This window comes from Longimicrobium sp., assembly GCF_036399255.1.
Classification (GTDB): domain Bacteria; phylum Gemmatimonadota; class Gemmatimonadetes; order Longimicrobiales; family Longimicrobiaceae; genus Longimicrobium.
The window spans coordinates 38,645-58,042 of the sequence record NZ_DASWNM010000119.1; the positions used below are offsets into that span (position 1 = coordinate 38,645).

Annotated in this window: 20 protein-coding genes; 13 read left to right on the forward strand and 7 right to left on the reverse strand. The window is 70.4% G+C overall.

Annotated features, from left to right (window positions below; all coding sequences use genetic code 11):
• Window positions 1-21: 21 nt before the first annotated feature.
• The 5 genes from VGC13_RS21665 (at window position 22) to VGC13_RS21685 (ending at window position 5,305) form a co-directional block, all read left to right on the forward strand.
• Complete coding sequence (locus VGC13_RS21665) at window positions 22-1,608, forward strand: peptide MFS transporter (protein ID WP_331127378.1); 1,587 nt, start codon at window positions 22-24, stop codon at window positions 1,606-1,608.
• 457 nt (window positions 1,609-2,065) lie between these two features.
• Entirely contained in the window at window positions 2,066-2,299 is a 234-nt protein-coding gene (locus VGC13_RS21670) for a hypothetical protein (protein WP_331127379.1), read from the forward strand.
• A gap of 71 nt (window positions 2,300-2,370) precedes the next feature.
• Window positions 2,371-3,510, forward strand: coding sequence for a DUF6351 family protein (locus tag VGC13_RS21675; RefSeq protein ID WP_331127380.1), 1,140 nt, complete (start codon window positions 2,371-2,373; stop codon window positions 3,508-3,510).
• A 396-nt stretch (window positions 3,511-3,906) separates the two neighbouring features.
• Window positions 3,907-4,275, forward strand: coding sequence for a GntR family transcriptional regulator (locus VGC13_RS21680; protein ID WP_331127381.1), 369 nt, complete (start codon window positions 3,907-3,909; stop codon window positions 4,273-4,275).
• Between the two features lie 19 nt (window positions 4,276-4,294).
• A complete protein-coding gene (locus tag VGC13_RS21685; protein WP_331127382.1) occupies window positions 4,295-5,305 on the forward strand; it encodes a slipin family protein in 1,011 nt (336 codons plus the stop codon).
• Window positions 5,306-5,759: 454 nt separating this feature from the next.
• Here VGC13_RS21685 and VGC13_RS21690 read toward each other — a convergent pair whose 3' ends face one another.
• Complete coding sequence (locus VGC13_RS21690) at window positions 5,760-6,404, reverse strand: NYN domain-containing protein (protein ID WP_331127383.1); 645 nt, start codon at window positions 6,402-6,404, stop codon at window positions 5,760-5,762.
• A gap of 238 nt (window positions 6,405-6,642) precedes the next feature.
• On the opposite strand from VGC13_RS21690, the gene VGC13_RS21695 reads away from it, so the two are divergent.
• The 3 genes from VGC13_RS21695 to VGC13_RS21705 all read left to right on the forward strand — a co-directional run bounded on the left by VGC13_RS21695 (window position 6,643) and on the right by VGC13_RS21705 (window position 8,787).
• Window positions 6,643-7,509 carry an alpha/beta hydrolase gene (locus VGC13_RS21695; protein ID WP_331127384.1) on the forward strand — a complete coding sequence of 289 codons (867 nt, stop codon included), beginning with the start codon at window positions 6,643-6,645 and terminating at the stop codon, window positions 7,507-7,509.
• Window positions 7,510-7,559: 50 nt separating this feature from the next.
• Window positions 7,560-8,165 (forward strand): hypothetical protein, encoded by a 606-nt coding sequence (locus VGC13_RS21700; protein ID WP_331127385.1) that lies wholly within the window; start codon window positions 7,560-7,562, stop codon window positions 8,163-8,165.
• 91 nt (window positions 8,166-8,256) lie between these two features.
• Window positions 8,257-8,787, forward strand: coding sequence for a nuclear transport factor 2 family protein (locus tag VGC13_RS21705; RefSeq protein WP_331127386.1), 531 nt, complete (start codon window positions 8,257-8,259; stop codon window positions 8,785-8,787).
• A 222-nt stretch (window positions 8,788-9,009) separates the two neighbouring features.
• On the opposite strand, the gene VGC13_RS21710 is transcribed toward VGC13_RS21705, so the two are convergent.
• Window positions 9,010-9,414, reverse strand: a complete 405-nt coding sequence (locus tag VGC13_RS21710; RefSeq protein ID WP_331127387.1) for a DUF1622 domain-containing protein — start codon at window positions 9,412-9,414, stop codon at window positions 9,010-9,012.
• A 146-nt stretch (window positions 9,415-9,560) separates the two neighbouring features.
• On the opposite strand from VGC13_RS21710, the gene VGC13_RS21715 reads away from it, so the two are divergent.
• From VGC13_RS21715 to VGC13_RS21730, 4 genes are all read left to right on the forward strand, one after another.
• Window positions 9,561-11,924 (forward strand): lytic transglycosylase domain-containing protein, encoded by a 2,364-nt coding sequence (locus tag VGC13_RS21715; protein WP_331127388.1) that lies wholly within the window; start codon window positions 9,561-9,563, stop codon window positions 11,922-11,924.
• Window positions 11,925-12,273: 349 nt separating this feature from the next.
• The gene (locus tag VGC13_RS21720; protein WP_331127389.1) at window positions 12,274-13,104 is read left to right on the forward strand and encodes a DUF5694 domain-containing protein; all 831 of its coding nucleotides are present in this window, start codon (window positions 12,274-12,276) and stop codon (window positions 13,102-13,104) included.
• 99 nt (window positions 13,105-13,203) lie between these two features.
• The gene (locus VGC13_RS21725) at window positions 13,204-13,974 is read left to right on the forward strand and encodes a hypothetical protein (RefSeq protein ID WP_331127390.1); all 771 of its coding nucleotides are present in this window, start codon (window positions 13,204-13,206) and stop codon (window positions 13,972-13,974) included.
• A 43-nt stretch (window positions 13,975-14,017) separates the two neighbouring features.
• Window positions 14,018-14,302 carry a DUF427 domain-containing protein gene (locus VGC13_RS21730; RefSeq protein WP_331127391.1) on the forward strand — a complete coding sequence of 95 codons (285 nt, stop codon included), beginning with the start codon at window positions 14,018-14,020 and terminating at the stop codon, window positions 14,300-14,302.
• Window positions 14,303-14,487: 185 nt separating this feature from the next.
• Here VGC13_RS21730 and VGC13_RS21735 read toward each other — a convergent pair whose 3' ends face one another.
• The 5 genes from VGC13_RS21735 to VGC13_RS21750 all read right to left on the reverse strand — a co-directional run bounded on the left by VGC13_RS21735 (window position 14,488) and on the right by VGC13_RS21750 (window position 17,878).
• Window positions 14,488-15,402, reverse strand: coding sequence for a hypothetical protein (locus VGC13_RS21735; protein WP_331127392.1), 915 nt, complete (start codon window positions 15,400-15,402; stop codon window positions 14,488-14,490).
• Between the two features lie 69 nt (window positions 15,403-15,471).
• Window positions 15,472-15,912: a hypothetical protein gene (locus VGC13_RS21740; RefSeq protein WP_331127393.1), complete on the reverse strand. Its 441-nt coding sequence runs from the start codon at window positions 15,910-15,912 to the stop codon at window positions 15,472-15,474.
• A 216-nt stretch (window positions 15,913-16,128) separates the two neighbouring features.
• Window positions 16,129-16,266, reverse strand: a complete 138-nt coding sequence (locus VGC13_RS33520) for a YgiT-type zinc finger protein (protein WP_349264253.1) — start codon at window positions 16,264-16,266, stop codon at window positions 16,129-16,131.
• Window positions 16,267-16,298: 32 nt separating this feature from the next.
• Window positions 16,299-16,583: a DUF2442 domain-containing protein gene (locus VGC13_RS21745; RefSeq protein ID WP_331127394.1), complete on the reverse strand. Its 285-nt coding sequence runs from the start codon at window positions 16,581-16,583 to the stop codon at window positions 16,299-16,301.
• The gene (locus VGC13_RS21750; RefSeq protein WP_331127395.1) at window positions 16,580-17,878 is read right to left on the reverse strand and encodes a vWA domain-containing protein; all 1,299 of its coding nucleotides are present in this window, start codon (window positions 17,876-17,878) and stop codon (window positions 16,580-16,582) included. The genes VGC13_RS21745 and VGC13_RS21750 overlap by 4 nt, the downstream gene beginning before the upstream one ends.
• Between VGC13_RS21750 and VGC13_RS21755 the strand changes: the two genes are divergently transcribed.
• Entirely contained in the window at window positions 17,877-19,349 is a 1,473-nt protein-coding gene (locus tag VGC13_RS21755) for an MFS transporter (RefSeq protein ID WP_331127396.1), read from the forward strand. The genes VGC13_RS21750 and VGC13_RS21755 overlap by 2 nt on opposite strands.
• Window positions 19,350-19,398 lie beyond the last annotated feature (49 nt).

Below are 19,398 nucleotides of genomic sequence, written 5' to 3' on the forward strand. Positions count from 1 at the left end.
ACCCCGACCTTTTCTACCCGCATGAGCAAGCACCCCTCCCAGGCGTACGCAGGCGGCGGCGGAACGCCGCACGCGGCTTCGCAGGACACCGGCTTCATGGGCCATCCGCGCGGCCTGTCGACGCTGTTCTTTACCGAGATGTGGGAGCGCTTCTCGTACTACGGGCTGCGCCCCCTGCTGGTGCTGTTCATGGCGGCGTCGCTGGCCCAGGGCGGGTTTGGCTTCGACCGCGGGCAGGCGTCGGCCATCGTGGGCATCTACGGCTCGCTGGTGTACCTGGCCTCGCTTCCCGGCGGGTGGGTGGCCGACCGGCTGCTGGGGCTGCGCCGCGCCATCTGGTGGGGCGCCGTGCTGATCACCGCCGGCCACTTCTCCATCGGCCTCTCCGGCTTCGCGGGGCAGGGCACGGCGGGCAAGGTTTGCTTCTTCCTGGGCCTGCTGCTCATCGTCTGCGGCACGGGGCTGCTCAAGCCCAACATCAGCGCCATCGTGGGCGACCTCTATCCCGAGGGCGGCGCCCGGCGCGACGCGGGCTTCTCGATCTTCTACATGGGCATCAACCTGGGCGCCTTCGCGGGCCAGCTCATCACGGGCTTCCTGGGCGAGCGCATCGGCTGGCACTGGGGCTTCGGCGCGGCGGGCGTGGGCATGCTGGCCGGGCTGGTCATCTACACCATGCGCGCCCCCAGCACGCTGGGCGACCTTGGCGAAAAGCCCACGCTGCACCCCGACCCCGCCGTACAGGCGCGGCAGGAGGGGCAGATCAAGATGGTGCTGTGGGCCATGGCGGCCATCATCGCCCTGGTCTTCATCCTGGGCGCCATGGGCATGCTGGCGCTGGACGCGCAGGTCATCGGCGGATACATGACCTTCGTGCTGGTGGGCACGGCCGTGGTATACTTTGCCTACATCTTCATGTTCGGCGGGCTGAACGGCGACGAGAAGAAGCGGGTGGCGGTGATCGTGGTGCTGTTCGTGTTCGCCGCCATCTTCTGGTCGGCGTTCGAGCAGGCGCCCACCTCGCTGAACCTGTTCGCGGCCGACTTCACCGACCGCACCGTCTTCGGCTTCGAGATGCCGGCCACCTGGTTCCAGTCCATCAACTCGGCGTTCGTCATCCTGCTGGCCCCCGTGTTCGCGGCGCTGTGGGTGACGCTGGCCCGCAACCGCGGCGACCTGAGCAGCCCGGCCAAGTTCTCGGCCGGCCTGTTCTTCGCCGGCCTGGGCTTTCTGCTGATGATCTTTGCGGCCAACCGCGTGGTCGCCAGCGGCGGCACGGTGCTGGTCTCGCCCTGGTGGCTGGTGGGCAGCTACTTTTTCCAGACGGTCGGCGAGCTGTGCCTGAGCCCGGTGGGCCTGAGCTCGATGACCAAGCTTTCCCCGCGCAAGTTCGTGGGGCAGATGATGGGGATCTGGTTCCTGGCCTCGTCGGTGGGAACGCTGATCGGCGGCCTGGTGGGCGGCCACGTGGATCCCGAGAAGCTGGACCAGATGCCGCGGCTGTTCACCACCACCACGCTGTCGCTGATGGTGGCCGCCGCCCTGCTGGCCGCGCTGATCATCCCCATCCGCCGCATGATGCAGGAGCGCCCGGCGACGAGCTCCTGAGCCGCGGCTCCGGAGCGGATTGGAAGGCGCCGCGTGCCCGCTCGGGCGCGCGGCGCTTTTCTTCGTGAAGGGGTGAAGGGGTGAAGGGGTGAAGGGGTGCGATGGCATTGTGGGTGGGCGCGGGAATCCGCGATGGATCCGACGTGGGGAGCCACCCCGGGCTAAATCCTGGGCTAGAACGGCCGCAAGCCTGCCCAGGGCTCGCAAACCAGCCCCGGCTATCAATCCCCGGGGGTGCGGGGGCCGTGTGGTGGACGAAGCCCGGGGCTGCGCCGTCGCCCGTTCACCCGTTCACCCGTTCACCCGTTCACCCGTTCACCCGTTCACCCGTTCACCCGTTCACCCGTTCACCCGTTCACCCGTTCACCCGTTCACCCGTTCACCCGTTCACCCGTTCACCCTTTCACCTGTCCCGGGCACGGCCCGGAAGCCGCGGTGTACGGGGCGTAAGGGAGCAATGAGAACGGAGAATCGGCAGATGATGACGGACGACGAGATCGGGGAGCGCATCCGCGACCGCGGGCTTGAGGAGGATTACATCCGCGAGCTGATGGCCACGCTGGGCTTCGACCCGGCGGACGGGTTCACCATGGAGGGGATCGAGGCGCTGGACAACGCACCGATGGAGATCCGCCGCAAAGCCGCGCTGCGTACCCTGGCCCTCGGCGAAGACCATCCCGAGCAGGCGTGATTGCCCCGCGCCCGCGCGGCGCCCTATCCTCCCCGCTCCACGCCTCCCGTCCATCCGCCGTTCCGCACCCCATGCGCCCACACCGCCTGACCGCCGCCCTGCTGGCGCTCGCCGCCGCCGGCTGCGCATCCGCGTCGCCCCGCGCCCCCGCCGCCGCTCGCTTTGCGCAGACGGTGGTCGACACCGGCACCATCGCCGGGGCGCCGTACCGCATCGAGATCCCGGCGGGGTGGAACGGCGGGCTGGTGATGTACGCGCACGGCTACGAGATCGTGGGGACGCCCTTCGAGCCCATGGCGCCGCGCCACGCGGGCTTCCGGGAAGCGTTCACCTCGCGGGGGTTCGCCTTTGCGCAGTCGTGGTACCGCGCGCAGGGATGGGCCGTGCGCGAGGCGCTGGAAGATACGGAGGCGCTGCGCCGCCGCTTCGTCGGCCGCTACGGTGCGCCGGACAGCACCTTCGTCACCGGCAACTCGATGGGCGGGCTGATCACGCTGGGCATCATCGAGCGGCAGCCGGGGGACTACGACGGGGCGCTTCCCCTCTGCGGCGTGCTGAGCCCGCCGCTGGAGGTGCTGAAGCTGCGGATGTTCGACCTGCTGGCGGCGTACGAGTACCTGTATCCCGGCGTGCTGACCGCCGCGCCCGGCGGACTGGGCGACCTTCCCTCCGCGCCGCCCGCGACGCGCGACGCCATCGTGGCCGCCACGCAGGCGCACCCGGAGCGCGCGGAGGCGCTGGCCCGCCGCTTTGCGCTGCGCCCGCAGAGCATTCCGGGCCTGGTGTGGTTCTATTCCGTGATCCTGCGCGAGCTGCAGCAGCGCGCGGGCGGCAACCCGTTCGACAACCGCGGCACCGTCTACGCCGGCCTGGGCGACGACGCGGCCAGCAGCCGCGGCGTGCGGCGCTACGCGGCGGATGCGGAGGCGGTGGCGTACCTGCGCGCCTGGTACTCGCCGACGGGGCGGGTGGAGGATCCCGTGCTGGCGATGCACACCACCTACGACGCCACGGTGGAGCCGCAGCAGATGGACCGCTACCGCGCGCAGACGCAGCTGGCGGGAACGGCGGACCGCTTTGCCGCCACGTTCGTGGTGGCGGACGGCCACTGCGCCTACACGCCCGCGCAGGTGGGCGCCGCGTTCGACGCCCTGCGCGCCTGGGCGGCCACGGGGGAGAGGCCGGCGGAGGGGGAGCTGGTGGTTCGGTAGGGAGTGCGGGAGTGCGAAAGGGAGTCGCCGGATTTCGTGCCGTCCGCCTGCACGGGCGAATAATGCCCATTGCGAACCTGATCTGGTAATCGTCCCGGTAGCGGACGCGCAGGTGCCTTGGACGCCGCATGCTTCCTGGCCGCCGAGTCCGCGCAGGCGGACTTTGCGATTTTCCAGCGGCGAATTCATTCGCTCCAGCGGGCGGACGGCACGTTACCAGGTTGGATTCGCAACGAGCATATTCGCTGCTTCGCTGCAACATCCACACGAAGTCCGCCTGCGCGTCCGCAACCCGGGGCCGTCCGTATCGTCGTGAACTCGTTGCACACGAATGCGGTGCACCTTGACGCGCACGCGCCACAGCCGCATCCCTTCATCGTCCCGCACCGCTCACGCATGTTCCGCATCGATCCCTCAGACCCCACGCCCGTCGAGGCGCAGATCGTCCGCACGGTGCGCTCGGCGGTGGCGGCCGGGCTGATGAGCCCCGGCGAGCCCATGCCCACGGTGCGGCAGCTGGCGGTGGACCTGCGCGTGGCGGCCAGCGCCGTGGCCCGCGCGTACGCGGAGCTGGAGCAGCAGCGGGTACTCGAAACCGTGGGCGGGGTAGGTATCGTAGTGAGGGCGTCGCCCGAGGCCATTCGCCGCGAAGAGCGGTTCGGCGAGCTGAGCGCCCTGGAGGACGCGTTCCTGCGCCAGGCCTCGGAGCTGGGCTTTTCGCTGGACGACGTCATCATCCACCTGGACAGCCGGCGCAGGCCGTAACCCCCAAGGAGTTCCATACATGGCAACCGACCTGGTTCCCTTCAAGACGTCCAGCGCGGGCATCGTGGCGCCCGAAATCAAGGCGCCGCGCGGCAACGTGCTGGCCACGCTGGCGCTGGCGGGCCCCGCGGCGGCCGGGCTGGCCACCGCCGCCGCCACCGGCAGCATCATGGCCGCGGTGGCGGGCGTGGCCATCGGCGCGGTGGCCATGTTCTCGCCCAAGATCGCCAACCAGTGGGAGCGCGCGGTGGTCCTGAAGTTCGGGCGCTACGTGGGAATGCAGGGCCCCGGCGTGTTCTGGGTGATCCCCGGCGTACACCAGGTGGCGGCATGGATAGACCAGCGCACCGTGACCAGCCCCTTTGCGGCCGAGCAGACGCTGACCAGCGACGCCGTGCCGGTAAACGTGGACGCGGTGCTGTTCTGGACGGTGTACGACCCCGAGAAGGCGGCGCTGGAGGTGCAGGACTACCGGCAGGCGGTCAGCTGGGCGGCGCAGACGGCGCTGCGCGACATCATCGGCCGCACCAGCCTTACGGAGCTGCTGCGCGGGCGCATGCACATCGAAAAGGAGCTGCAGGCGCTGATCGACGAGCGCACCACCCCCTGGGGCGTAAGCGTGCACTCGGTGGAGATGCGCGACGTGGTGATCCCCGCGTCGCTGCAGGACGCCATGTCGCGCGAGGCGCAGGCGGCGCGCGAAAAGCAGGCGCGCATCATCCTGGGCGAGGCCGAGGTGGAGATCGCGCGGTTGTTCGAAAAGGCGGCGGAGCCCTACCAGGCCAACCCGGTGGCCCTGCAGCTGCGGCAGATGAACATCCTGTACGAAGGCCTCAAGCAGAAGGGCGGGATGATGGTGGTGCCCAGCACCATGGTAGAGAGCATGGGGCCGGCCGGAATCATGGCCGCCACCGCCATGATGCAGCAGCAGCAGGCCGCCGCCGCCGCGCCGGCCACCAACGGCCAGCCGGAGGACCCGAGCGCCCTGCGGGTGATCCCCGACCTCCCCGTCTTCGGTGGCGACGGCTGATCCGCCGGGAGCACGATGGATGGCCTACGAAACGAGCCCGCCCGGCAGCTGCCGGGCGGGCTCGTTTTCGAGGTGCCTGGGAGGACGGTCTGCTCCTCCATCTCTTTTGACCCTGCCGCGCGCCGAATCGCCACAGGTGCGGCAGTAACCTTGCTGCTCTCAGAGGGTGTTGCCAAGCCCCCAAACTCACAAAGAAGCGATGACTTCCTGAGGGAGCGCACAACGTGTAACCCGATTCCACACAATCACCTGCGCGCGACCGAAGGACCTCGTCTCGGTGGCGCAGGGGCCAGATCAGGGCACGGCACCAGCCCCGTCGTTGTGCTGGCGAGGTCCTTCGGTCGGCGCCAGGGTGCAGTGTACAAGCGAGTTACGGGTGGAGCCTCCCTCAGGAAGTCAATCACGCTGGGAGGTTTGGCAACACCCTCTCAGGCACCATCCAGCATGACGTGCCTCAAGCCGCGCGGTTCTCGCGCTCCGCATGGGGCGATCTCCATCCCAGCAGCTCGGGCATCATGTCATCCAGGTGCACGTGCTCCCAGCAGGCGTTCCGCAACTCCGTGGCCTGCCCGCGAAACCACGCGTGCGTGATCTGCTTGGCGCGGTTGCCCAGGAACTCCACCGCAGGCACGTGGTCGGCATCCGCGGCGATGAGGATCGCGCGGTCGTAGTGTCCATCCAGCCCAAAGCGGATCAGGTCCGTCGCGAGCGCGGTGTCGATCCCCTTCTCCACTGTCCGCTGGATGGGCTCGTGGCAGTGAGGGCAGGTGGAGACGGGCAGGCGGCACGCGGGGTTGGGACAGCGCGCGGGACTGCGCGGCGCCCGCTCCTTCAGCAGCACGTCGTAGCCGGTGAACCCGTCCATCACGTTGAAGAACCGCCGCAGCTTCTGATCGGCCATGTGCCCGGGGCTGCACGACGCGTACACGTGCGTTCCCGCGTACACCGCCTCGGGGCCGATGCGGCGCACCAGCACGTCGGGGAGCTGTGGAGACCACGGGATGCGCACCAGCTGGCTGCTGCCGTGCCGGGCGTGGAATTCGTTCCAGGACAGCTGGAAGTTCCAGAAGTCGATGAAGATCTTTACGCGAGGGAGCATAAGGAGCGAAGGCCGGGGTGGGGCAAAAAAACGGGGAGCCGAAGCTCCCCGGGGCTGTAATGCTCACCTCAACCAGCAGGCGAGGGGGTGTAACTGAACAAAGTGTACTACGCCGCGCGGCCGGTGTCAAGCCCTTCGGGCATCGGGCGCTGAGCCGGCGCGCAACACCCTCCGGCCCCGTCGTTGCTTCTGCCGTCGGGGAAGCGATGGCGGGGCGCACGAGACGCGGAGGCAGGCAATGGCGGCGGCGGACGAGGCGGGGTGGGCGCACCACGAGGCGCTGGTGAACAACGTACGGCTGCACTGGGTGGAGGCCGGGTCCGGCGCGCCCGTGCTGCTGCTGCACGGCTTCCCCGAGTTCTGGTGGGAATGGCGGCGGCAGATCCAGCCGCTGGCGGACGCGGGCTTTCGCGTGATCGCGCCGGACCTGCGCGGCTACAACCTGTCGGACAAGCCGTCCGGCGTATCGGCGTACCGCATGGAGAACCTGGTGGCGGACGTGGAGGGGCTCATCCGCCAGACGGGGCTGCAGCGGGCGCACGTGGTGGGGCACGACTGGGGCGGCATCGTCGCCTGGTGGCTGGCGATGATCTCGCCGGAGCGCGTGGACCGGCTGGCCATCCTCAACGCGCCCCATCCCGCCGTGTTCCGGCGCGAGATCCGCAAGCCGGACCAGATGCTGCGCTCCTGGTACGCGGCGGCTTTCCAGGTGCCGGTGCTGCCGGAGATGGCGATCCGGCGCAACGACTTCGCGATGCTGGAGGGCATCTTTCGCGCGTCCAGCGTGCGGCCCGGCGCGTTCACGGACGACGACATCCGCCGCTACAAGGCGTCGGCGGGGCGGCCGGGGGCGCTGACGGCCATGCTGAACTACTACCGCGCCGCCGCGCGCTATCCCGGCCCGCCCACGCGGCGCATCGACCATCGCACGCTGCTCATCTGGGGCGAGCGCGACCAGGCGCTTTCCATCCGCAACACGCACGGGCTGGAGGAGTGGGTGCCCAACCTGCGCATCAAGCGCATTCCCGAAGCCAGCCACTGGGTGGCCGCGGAGGTGCCGGACCGCGTGAACGCGCTGCTGGCGGACTTCCTCATCCGGCCGTGAGCGCCTAGCTTGGCGCCCATGCGTCCCAACCTCCTGACCCGCCGCCGCGGATGAAGCGCGAGCTGGCCCGCAAGGCCATCCACGTGTCGTCCACGGCGGTGCCGCTGCTGGTGTGGCTGCTTCCCCGCCCCGTCGCCATCAGCCTGCTGGTGCCGGTGGCGCTGCTCGCGCTGGCCATCGACCTGGCGCGGCACCGCATTCGCCCGTTCCGCTACCACTTCCTCCGCCACACGCGGACGATGCTGCGGCATCACGAGCGGCACGGACTGGCGGGGGCCACGTGGATGGCGCTGGCCTACGCCGCGGCCCTGCTGCTCTTTCCCAAGCCGGTGGCGGTGGCGGCCATGCTGTTCAACGGGCTGGGCGATGCGGCCGCGGCGCTGGCGGGCAAGCGCTGGGGGCGCCACCGCACGGGCTGGGGCAAGAGCTGGGAGGGTTTCGCCGCCGGGCTCGCCGTGGACGTGGGCGTGGGGGTGGCGATGTGGATGCTGGCGCCCTCCGCCGTCTCGCTGGGCGCGGCGCTGCTGGGCGCGGCGGTCGCGGCGGCCATCGAGTTCGCGCCGCTGCCGCTGGACGACAACGTGCGGGTTACGCTGGGCGGAGGCGCGGGGATTATGCTTGGATTAACGCTGTTTCCGCCATCGAACATTCTCTAGGCTCCAGCCGTCCCATGGCCGGCACGCAAGAGGCGCCGGCACCCCGCCGGGCCAGTGCCGCCTCAATCCTGCCTTTCTGGAGCCTCTCGAAATGTCCATCGCACTCCCTGTGGCCCGCTGGGGCCGCGTGCTTCCGTTCGTCCTGCTGGCGGCCTGCGACACCGCGCCCACCGAGTCCACCCGCGCACCCGATGCGCCCCCTTCCCTCGCCGCGCAGGCGGCCGATCCCGCCCACATCCGCCGGGTCATCGACCAGAACAACGCCCGGCTCATCAAGACCTTCGTCGCCGGCGACGCGGTGGCCGCCGCCGCGCTGTTCGCCGACGACGCCGTGCTGATGCTGCCCGGCGTGGAGCCGGTCGCCGGCAAGGCGGCCATCGAGCAGGCGCTGGCCGGCTTCTTTGGATTCGTGAAGTACCGCGGCATCGTGGCGAACGTGCAGGAGGTGCAGTTCTTTGGCGACTACGCGCTGGAGACGGGCACCACGGTGATGACGTACGACGTGGGCGGCCGAACGATCGTCGACCGCGGCAAGTACATGGTGGGATGGAAGCGCCAGCCCGGCGGCGAGTGGAAGATTCACCGCGACGTCAGCAACGTCACCAGCAGCTCGGCCCAGTAAGACAGAGGCAGGCTCCGGCGCGTCGGAACACGATTCCGGCGCGTCGGCCGGCGCCCCCCTCCGGCCCTCCCCCGCAAACTGCGCGGGGGAGGGTGACGCGACCCACAGGTTTCTCAGAGCGGATCGAATTCTCCTCTCTCCCGAGGAACGAGGGGCCGGGGGAGGGGGCCGCCTCGGGCGCGGCACGATACTCTTCGATGCGCCCGGCCCCTGCCTGAGGGTCTACACCGTGTGGACCTCGCCGCGCGGTCCGCCCCCGCTGTCGCGCTGTTTCCACGGCAGCTTGCCCTCGATCTCCACCTCCAGCGAGAAGCTCAGGAAGGTGCGGATGAGAACGATGAGGCCCAGCACGCCCAGGTTGCGGAAGGTGGGCTCGATGGCGACGGTGCCGATGATGTCGGCGATGACCAGGAACTCCAGTCCCAGCAGAATTCCCCGCCCCAGATTGCGCCGGTAGGCGTGGTACGCCGGGGCGAAGGTCCCCTCTCGCCGCCAGTCGCGAAAAAGCAGCGCCGTGGCGACGATGGCGGTGAGCACCAGCATCAGTACCCCGCCGATTTCCACCGCCAGGGCGATGGCGTGCACCGCCTGCTCCACCATCTCCGGCTTCTGCGCGGCCTGGATCATCCCCTGCTCCTGAATCCGGCGTCATCCCACCCTTGATCCCGCCGTCCCAAACGGCAACCCCGGTGCCGTTTCCCGCTATTCCCTATTCCCTGTTCCCTATTCCCTGCCCCTCAAGGCACACGATTCGCAGCCTGCGCGCGGCAATGATGACGCAACGCAACCAGATCATCGCCGCGGCCGGGGTCGTGCTGGTGCCCGTACTGGTGTGGGCCGCCACCCGCCTGGGTGATCCCGACCCGCCCGCCGAGCGCCCCCGCGCGCCCGCGGCGGCCGCCACCGCGCTGGTGCGCGGCCCCGAGCTGCCGGCCGACGTCGCCGGCCTGCTGGCGCAGGAGCGTAACTGGCGCGCCGCCCGCCGCCTGCGCGAGCTCACCACGCCGCAGAGCGACCCCGAGCTGCTGCTGGTGGCCGCCAAGGCCGAGGCGGCGTGGGGCGGCTGGGAGAACGTGTTCGACCTGCTGCGCGACAAGCCCTGGCTGGACCGCACCGGCGGCGGCGACGGCTGGTACCTGCTGGGCCGCGCCTGGGAGCAGGCCGGCCAGTGGGACCGCGCGGCGCAGGCGTACGGCAAGTACGTCTCGCTGCGGCCGGACACCGGGAACGCCCAGCTGCGCGGCGAGCGGGCCGTGGGCCAGCTGCGCCACGCGCTGGCGCTGATGCGCGCCGGGCGCGAGGACGAGGGCGTGCGCGCGCTGGACCAGGCCCGCGGGCAGATCCCCGCCGTCGCCGGCTGGGTGGCGACGCTGGCGGCCGAGGCGCTGGCGGAGCGGGGCGACACCGCCCGCGTCCGCGCCTTCCTGGCGGCGGAAGAGGACGAGCTGCCGGTCCCCGCCCGCGCCCGCGCCGCCCGCCTGCGCGCGCACCTGGCCGCGCGCGACGTGGCCGGCGCACGCGCGCTGGCGGTCGAGTTCGCGCGGGAGACGGACGTGCCGGCGGAGCGGGCCGCGCTGGACGTGGCCGCCGCGCAGGCCATGCTGCAGCTGCGCGACACGGCGGCCGCCCGCCAGGCGCTCCGCGCCGCCCTCGCCGCGTCGCCGTCGGTGGACGCCGCGCGGCTGCTGAACGGGCTGGGCGGGCTGGGCGTCAACGACCGCCTGGCCATCGCCACGGTGTACGACCGCGCGGGGAACAAGCCGCGCGCCCTCGAGGGCTACCGCGCCTTTCTGGCGGCGAACCCGGGGAACCAGGACGTGCGGCTGCGGATGGTGCGCGCGCTGTTCGCCGCCGGGCGCTACGCCGAGGTGGATGCGGCCGCGGCGCCGCTGTACGCCGCCGCGCCGGCCGTGGGCGCCGAGGCGATGTTCCTGACGGGGCGCGCGCAGTACCGCCGCGATGCCCGGGCGCAGGCGCGGGCGACGTTCCTGCGCACGGCGGACCGCTATCCGGGGACCAGCGGCGCGGCGGAGGCGCTGTTCCTGGTGGCCGACATGGCGCACGACGCGCGCGACGCGGCCGGCGCGCGCGCGGGCTACCAGCGCACGGCGGACCTCGCGCCGGGAACGGAGCGCGCGGGGCTGGCGCTGATGCGGCTGGGCGGGATGCAGATGAACGCGCGCGACTACGCCGGCGCGCAGGCCGCGTTCGACCGCGGGCGCTCGGTCGAGGCGTACTGGCCGCAGGCGACGTACTGGGCCGCCCGCGCCCGCGCCGCCCGGGGCGACACCGCCGGGGCCGCCGCGCTCTATCGCGAAGTGCGCCAGCGCGAGCCGCTGTCGTACTACGCGCTGCGCTCGGCGGAGCGGCTGAAGCAGGCGTTCTGGCCCATCCCCCTGCGCGATTCCGTGCCGGACGACGCGGCGTCGCGGCGGACGGTGGCGCAGTGGATGTACGCGGTGGACCTTCTCCGCGCGGCGGGGCTGGACGCGGAAGCGAAGGCCGAGGTGGAGCGGCGCGTCCGCGAGGCGGGCGAGAACCGCGCGCTGCTGTACCCGCTGGCCGAGTCCATCAACGAGCGCGGCTACACCTCGCAGGGCATCCGCATCGCGCTGGAGATGCAGAAGCGCGACGAGCCGGTGGGCGCGCGCTTCCTGCGCATCCTGTATCCCCTTCCCTACCGCGGGATCATCCAGGGCGAGGCGAAGCTGCGCGGGCTGGATCCGGCGCAGGTGGCGGCGATGATCCGCCAGGAGTCGTGGTTCAACGCCACGGCCGTCTCCGGCCCCGGCGCGCGCGGGCTGATGCAGGTGATGCCGGAAACGGGTCGCGGGCTGGCGTCGGGCGCCGGCATCCGCGACTGGGACGCGGACCTGCTCTTCAACCCCGAGATCAACGTGGCGCTGGGCACGCGCTTTCTTGCGGACCAGATGCGCGCGTACGACGGCTCGCTCCCCAGCGTGTTCGCGGCGTACAACGCGGGACCGGGGCGCATCCGCACCTGGAGCCAGTACCCCGAGTACCGCGACGAGGAATTGTTCACGGAGCGCATTCCCTTCACCGAGACGCGCGATTACGTGAAGATTCTCACGCGCAACATGGCCGTGTATCGCGGGCTGTACGTGTTCGTGCGGTGATGGGGTGAAGGGGTGATGGGGTGAAGGGGTGAAGGGGTGAAGGGGTGAAGGGGTGAAGGATATGCCGCATCCGTTAGCGACAGGGAGATTCCAGCCGCTCCAATCCCGGCTTCTCGCGCAGCCCCGCGCAGTTTGCGGGGCTTCCCGCTTTTCCAGCCGCGGGTTTACCCGCCCGAGGATGAGGCGTGCTGGACGGCACGCCCGCCGAACGCGCCGCATCCTGCCGAAGCACACCAGCGTCCGCGGGGAGGGTCCGAAACCCGCCGCGCGCCTCGCCCGTACGCCGCGTCACGCCGGGAGGGCCGCGGCGCATCTCATCATCCAACCTCACGTTTGCGGAGCCGATCCGATGCCGACCAGGGCTGCCGTTCTTGCCGTTCTGCTGTTTTCCGCCGCCGCGCCGGCGCACGCGCAATCCGCCCCGCCGCGGGCGCAGGTGATGATCCTGGGCACGCACCACATGGACAACCCCGGCCTGGACTACGCCAACCCCGCCGTGGACGACGTGCTGGCCCCGCACCGGCAGGCCGAGATCGCCGCGGTGGCGCAGGCGCTGGCGGAGTTCCGGCCCACCCGCATCGCCATCGAGGTGCCGCCCAGCCGCGACTCGGCGGTCAACGCGCAGTACCGTGCCTACCGTGCGGGGAGCTACACGCTGAGGCGAAACGAGATCGACCAGCTGGGCTACCGGCTGGCCGGCATGCTGGGGCACGAGCGCGTGTACCCGGTGGACTACCGGATGGACATGGACGTGGGCGGGGTGATGCAGTTTGCCGCGCAGAACGGGCAGGGCGAGATGGCGCAGCGCATGGGCGCGACCGTGCAGCGCGTGATCGCCGAGATGAACGCGCGCATGGCCACCACGCCCATGGGCGGCATCCTGGCCGAGGCGAACGGGGCGCGCGCGGACAGCATGCACGGCTGGTACATGGTGATGGCGACGGTTGGACGCGACACCGCGTACAAGGGCGCGGAAGAAGTGGCCAACTGGTACGCGCGCAACCTGTACATCTTCGCCAACATCGCCCGGGTGGCGCAGCCGGGCGAGCGGGTGCTGGTGATCATGGGCAGCGGCCACGGCCCCCTGCTGCGCGAGTTCGTGGACGATTCACCGGACCTGGACCTGGTCCTGGCGGAGCCGTACCTGGCCCGCTTCGTCACCCCCGCCGCCTCGCGATGAAGGCTGGCCGATGAACGACGTGCGGGGCGCGGCCCTCCTTGCCGGGGTGCCGCGCCCCGCTCACCTTTCGGCGGCTCCCACATCCCTCCTCGTTATCCCATGATGAAGCCGTCGCTGGACCGCACCCTCAAGCTGCTCTGGCTGGCCATCGGCGTCCTGCTGCTGACGCTCCTGGCTGCCGGGGGCGTGATGATCCTGGCGCAGTGGATCGGCAACCGGGGCGCGGGCGACGCGGCGGTGCAAGTTGCCAGCGAGAACCGCGCGCCGCGCGAGGAGCCGCGGGCGGTGCGCTACGGGCCGCCGATGCCCATCCGCGGGACCGCCACGCGCATCGTGATGGTGGGGTACGGAACCGGGCACACCTACGGCCCGGGTCTGAGCGGCGACTACGACGACGAGGGCCGGCGTCCCGGCGCCGAGGTGAACGTGATGTTCCTGGATGCGGCAGGCGCGCGGCTGCTGCTGGACCGGCCGGCGTTCATCCACCGCGTGTCCTATCCACAGCCGGATCCAGCGCCGGGGATGGAGTTGCCCGCCGGTCCTCCGTGGATCTCGTACGTGCTGTCGCTGGACGACGCCAACCGCAACGGCCGTCTGGACGAGCGCGACGCCTCCGCGCTGTACGTCTCCGATCTGGATGGAAAGAACCTCCGCCCCGTGCTCAGGCCCCCGCTGCGCTACGAATCGCACCATGTGCTGGACGCCGGGCGAATGCTGGTGTACGCCCTGGAGCCCCCGGCCGGCGCGGAGGTGGAGGAAGACCGCATGCGGCAGCGCGCGTTCATCTACGACGTGGCGTCCGGCCGGCTTTCGCCGTACGCCGCGCTGGATTCGGCCGCCGCGCGCGCGGGCCAGATCCTGCGGCGCTGATCATCATCATCAACCCCTTTGAACCGAAAACCGGGAGGAGCCGATGGCCCGTGCAACGTGGAACGGCGCCGTGATCGCCGAGAGCGACCGCTGCGAGGTGGTGGAGGGCAACGTGTACTTTCCGGCGGAGGCCGTGAACCGCGATTACCTGCGGGAAAGCGCCACGCACACCGTCTGCGGGTGGAAGGGCACCGCCAGCTACTACGACGTGGTGGTGGACGGCCGGCAGAACGCCGACGCCGCCTGGTACTATCCCGAGCCCATGGACGCCGCCGCCAACATCCGCGGCCACGTGGCGTTCTGGAAGGGCGTGGAGGTGGAGCGGTAGGAGTGCGGAAGTGCGGAAGTGCGGGAGTGCGGGAGTGCGGGAGTGAGTGCCCAGATCCGGAAAAACAAACATCTTTTGGGTACAGAGGAACAGAGTCAGACAGAGAAAGCGAGTGGAGGCATGATCTCGCTTCCTCTGTCTGACTCTGTTCCTCTGTACGATTATTCTTTTTCAGGGTTGGGGATTTACCGGGTCCGGCGCAGGGTGCGGGCGATGGACTGGAACTCGGGGATGAACTCGGCGGCCCGGGCGTCGTCCACGAAGGCCTGCACCAGGATGTAGTGGTTTCCCTCGGGAATCACCACCTGGTACATCCTGATCGGCATCTCGTCATCGATCTGGACGACGTCGGCGAAGAGCTCCCACCCCGCGCCGCCGTCGATGGTGACGGGGCCGCCGCCGGTGATGGCGGAAAGCCGCACCTTGTCGCCCAGCCGCGCCGCGCGGGTGCGCGAAAAGGCCTCGACGTCATCCAGCTCCACCTCGCTGATGGACGAGCCCACCACCAGGAACGGCGCGCCCGCGTCGACGTTGGGCAGCGTGCCGGTGTCGTTGATCGCGAGCACGTTCCCCATCCGCTCCGCGATCTGCAGGCGCGAGCCGGGATCGACCCAGAAGCCGATGCCCTCGAACGGATCTCCCACGGGGCGTCCGCTGCGGCGGGCGGAGAGCACAGCCAGCCGGATGGGCTCACTGAGCGACGCGGCGGATGCCTGCGGGTAGGCGCCGGTCACGAAGGCGGTGCCCTCGTCATCGCCAAAGACCAGCACCCACTTCTCGAAGGCGACGCCGTCCACCTGCTGCGTCAGCGCGAACAGGCGTCCCGGCCGGCCGCCCACCGTCAGCGAGTCGGCGCTGCGCACCGTCATCCCGCCCCCCGCAAGCGCCTCCGGTGTGAGCCGTGCGTCCATCTCGCTGAAGGGCCCCGGAAGCTCCGTCACCATGATGGACGCGAGCGTCGCTTCCTGCCCGAAGCCCGGGAACCGCTCCGCCTGCGTGAACCCCGCCGGCGGCTCCAGGGTGATGCTGGTCCCGATCACCTCCCGCGGCTGCGCCAGCGCCACGGCCGGCGCCGCGAGAGAGAGCAGGAGGGCGAGCATCCATCCGCGGCGGAATGAAGTCGCGATGTCCATCGGCACCTTTGAATTGGTGGAATGAGTGGAGCGGGGTCAGCCTGCCCGCAGCGCCCGCGCGATGAAGACCAGCACGAGCCCCACCAGAATCCAGGCCAGGCGCCGCTGGCTGGCCCGGGGCGCCTCGTCCTGGAAGGTGGTGGGGCCCACGTGGCTCATCGCCTGCGCCAGCTGCCGCGTGCCGCCGAACACCCCGGAGTAGCCACCCAGCCGCCCGTCGGTGAACCACGCGTGGCGCACCTGGTCGCCCTCGCGGTAGCGCACCTGGACGGACGGGTTCGTCATCGTCCCGTACACCCCGTACTCCACCGCCTCCACGTTGCGCAGCACGAGGTTCGCCGTCCGCCCCTCGAACCGCAGCGCATCCCCTTCCACCACCAGCCGCCCCCGCTCGCGGACGAACGGATCGGCCTTGCTGGATTCGGTCGCCGGCTTTTCGCGATACCAGATGCTGTCGAAGGTATGGGGCTGCTCCATCGTGGGCTCCATGAAGTGGAGTATGGAGGATGAAAGAGGGTTCTGCGCGTGGCGAGGGCCTGCGCGGCGAGATGAAACGCTCGGGGCGCGGATATGTTCCGTTAGATGCGGATAAACCGGCGGGATGGATGTTGGACTAGGCGGCGAACTGAAATACCGGCGTCTGTGCCACACGGTCCGGCTGGCGGCCGCTCCAGACGAGCGCCTGCAACTGCTCTACGGTTTCCGGCGAGTAAAACCGCTCCCCGGTTTCGGATCGACTCTCGCCGGTACGTTTTCGACGATGATGATCCGCCCTTCGTACTCCACGGAATACGTGACAAGACGGTCCACCGCGTGATCATCGTAGGGCATTTGTCACCCGTCTCTGAATCCGGCCCGAATGTTCAGGCCGCACTGCTGCGAAGTTCCAGCCACCGCTTGAGCGATCGCTGGCTCTCCCCCGACGCCATGCCAGCCAGCAGGCCGGCAACGCTGATATCCTCGTCCAGGTCAGGCCAATGAATGCCCTCTCCCCCACCAATCAAACGCCAGTGGTTTCGCTCGGTGGGTGAGGCGTGTGCCAGCCGGGGGAACCAGAGCAGCGGAACCGCCACAGTTCGCCCGTCCAGCAACTCGACCGTGAGGGCGGCGTCCGAGACGTCAACCTGTGTGACTCGCGGCACGATCACCCCGCGCGCTTGGTCCGGCGGCGGAGGAAGTCGCGCATGATGTACTGGCCCAGGGTCATGGTGCTGGTGAAGTAGGCCTTGCCGCGCGCGATCTGGCTTACCTGGTTCACGAACGCCACCAGCGCGGGGTCGCGCGCCAGCATGAAGGTGTTGATCAGGATTCCGCTCTTGCGGCAGGCGCCCACCTCCTGGAATGTCTCGCGCAGCACGAACTGGTCGAGGCCCATGGAGTTCTTGTAGACGCGCCCGTCCGGCAGCGTCACCGCGCTGGGCTTTCCGTCCGTGATCATCACGATCTGGCGCATGTCCTTGTTCTGCGCCAGCAGCAGCCGCCGGGCCAGCTTTAGGCCGGCCGCGGTGTTGGTGTGGAACGGCCCCACCTGCGCGTGCGCCAGCCGCCCGCTGGGAATCTCTTCCGCCGTGTCGCCAAAGGTCACCACCTTCAGCGTGTCGCCGGGAAACTGGGTGCGGATGAGGTGCGTGAGCGCCAGCGCCACCTTCTTGGCCGGCGTAAAGCGGTCCTCGCCGTACAGGATCATGCTGTGGCTGGTGTCCAGCATCAGCACGGTGGCGCAGCTGGAGCGGTACTCGCTCTGGTGCACGTGCAGGTCGCCGTACTCCAGCGGCAGGGTGCCGTCGTCGCGCAGGCCTTCGCGGGCCAGGGCGCTCTTGAGGGTGGCGGGGATGTCCAGGTTCAGCGTGTCGCCGAACTCGTATTGCCGGCTGGCGGCCTCGGCCTCGACGCCGGTGGCCAGGTGCGGCGTGTCGTGGCTGCCAAACGACGAGCGGCCCATGGCGCCCAGCAGCTGGCGGAGCGTGCGGTATCCCAGGAAGTCGATGCCCTTGCCGGTCAGCGAGAACTCCACCTGCCGCGACGCCTCGCGCGCCTCGTCGATCTTGCCCTCGCCAGCCACCTGCTCGTAGCCGGCGGGCATCTGCGGCGGCTCGGTGACGTTCAGGTAGCCTTCCTCCACCATCCGCTGGATAAGCCGGTCCAGCAGCTCGGCGATGCGCTCGCGGACGGCCTCGTCGGGCTCGCCGTCGCCGCGCAGCTCGCTGATCATCTCGGGGGTCAGCTGGCCGCTTTCCAGCAGCGCCTTGAGCAGCGCCTCCTTGAGGGCGTCCATGCTGCGGTCGTCCTCGTCGCCGCCGAACTCGCCCCACCAGGGGTTGAAGTGCTGGCCGCCCGCGAACCCGCTCTGCAGCAGGAAGTCGGAGAGCTGGTCCAGCAGCGCCTGCAGGTTCAGCGCGTCGGCCATGTGGCCGGTGAACTTGGAGTAGCTGGTAAAGCGCATGGGAACCTCGGGCGGTGGGCGTCGGCCGGGAACAGGCGGCGCACGTTGCGGGCCATCCCGCCGGTGGCGCGGGGGGACCCTGCCCGGTAAGATAAAGCCAGACCAGGCACTTCGCACAGCGGCTCGCACAGAGGTCCTTACGCAGGAGCACAATCCGGGGGCGGACGCGGCGCGGGAGGCCGGGGTTCCGCCCTCGTCCGCGTTTCGCGCGCCCCCCACGCAGCTGCCGGATGCACCGGACGGCCCGCGGGAGGCCCCGGTTTCGCCGCGCGCCTTCGGGGCGCTGCGGCACCGCAACTTCCGCGTGTTCTACATCGGCCAGCTGCTTTCCCTTACGGGAACGTGGATGCAGACCACGGCGCAGGGGTGGCTGGTGCTGGAGCTCACCAACTCGGCGCTGCGGCTGGGAATCGTGACGGCGGTGACGTCCATCCCCACGCTGCTGTTCACCCTGTGGGCCGGCGACCTGGCCGACCGGCACGACAAGCGCCGCATCATCCTGATCGCCCAGTGCGTGGCGCTGGCGGCGGCGCTGGTGCTGGCGGTGCTCACGGGGACGGGGCGCATTACCTACGGCGTGCTGCTGGCGCTGGTCTTCGTGCTGGGGACGGCCAGCGCCTTCGAGATCCCCACCCGCCAGTCGTTCTTCGTCGACCTCGTGGGCCCGGCGGACCTGCCCAACGCCATCGCCCTGAACTCCGCCGCGTTCAACGCCACGCGCATCGTGGGCCCCGGCCTGGCGGGGGCTGTGATCGCGACGGCGGGGGTGGCGGCCTGCTACGCCGCCAACGCGGTGTCGTACATCGCCGTCATCACCGGCCTGCTGATGATGCGGCTGCCGCGGTTCACGCCGGCGGAGCGCACCACGTCGACGGTGGAGAACATCCGCGAGGGGCTGGCCTACATTCGCTCGGACCGGCTGGTGCGCACGCTGGTGTGGCTGATCGCGGCGATGTCGGTGACGGCGCTGCCGTACGCGATGCTGCTGCCGGTGTTTGCGCGCGACGTGCTGCGCGTGGGTGCGCCCGGCCTGGGCTCGCTGCTGGCGGCGACGGGGAGCGGGGCGCTGGTGGCGGGGGTGGCGCTGGCGTCGGGCCGGTCGCGCATTCCCCGCGGCAGGCTGATCATCGGCGCCACGACGGCCTTTGCGGTGGTGCTGATGGCGTTCGCGCTGTCGCGGACGTACGCGCTGTCGCTGGTGCTGCTGGCGCTGGCGGGGTTCTGCATGATTCTGAACAACGCCAGCGTGAACGCGCTGCTGCAGTCCCGCACGCCCGACCGGCTGCGCGGGCGGGTGATGTCGGTGTACGTCTTCATGTTCATCGGGATGACGCCGCTGGGCGCGCTGCAGGCGGGCGCCCTGGCCCGGTGGATGGGCGCGCCGTTCGCGCTGGCCTGCGGCGCGGGCGTGCTGCTGCTGATCATCGCCTGGGTGGTGACGCACATCCCGGAGCTGTGGGCGGCGGAGTGAGGGTTGCGCGTGCAGGGGTCGCCGGCCGGGATCTCGCGCGGGGCCCAGC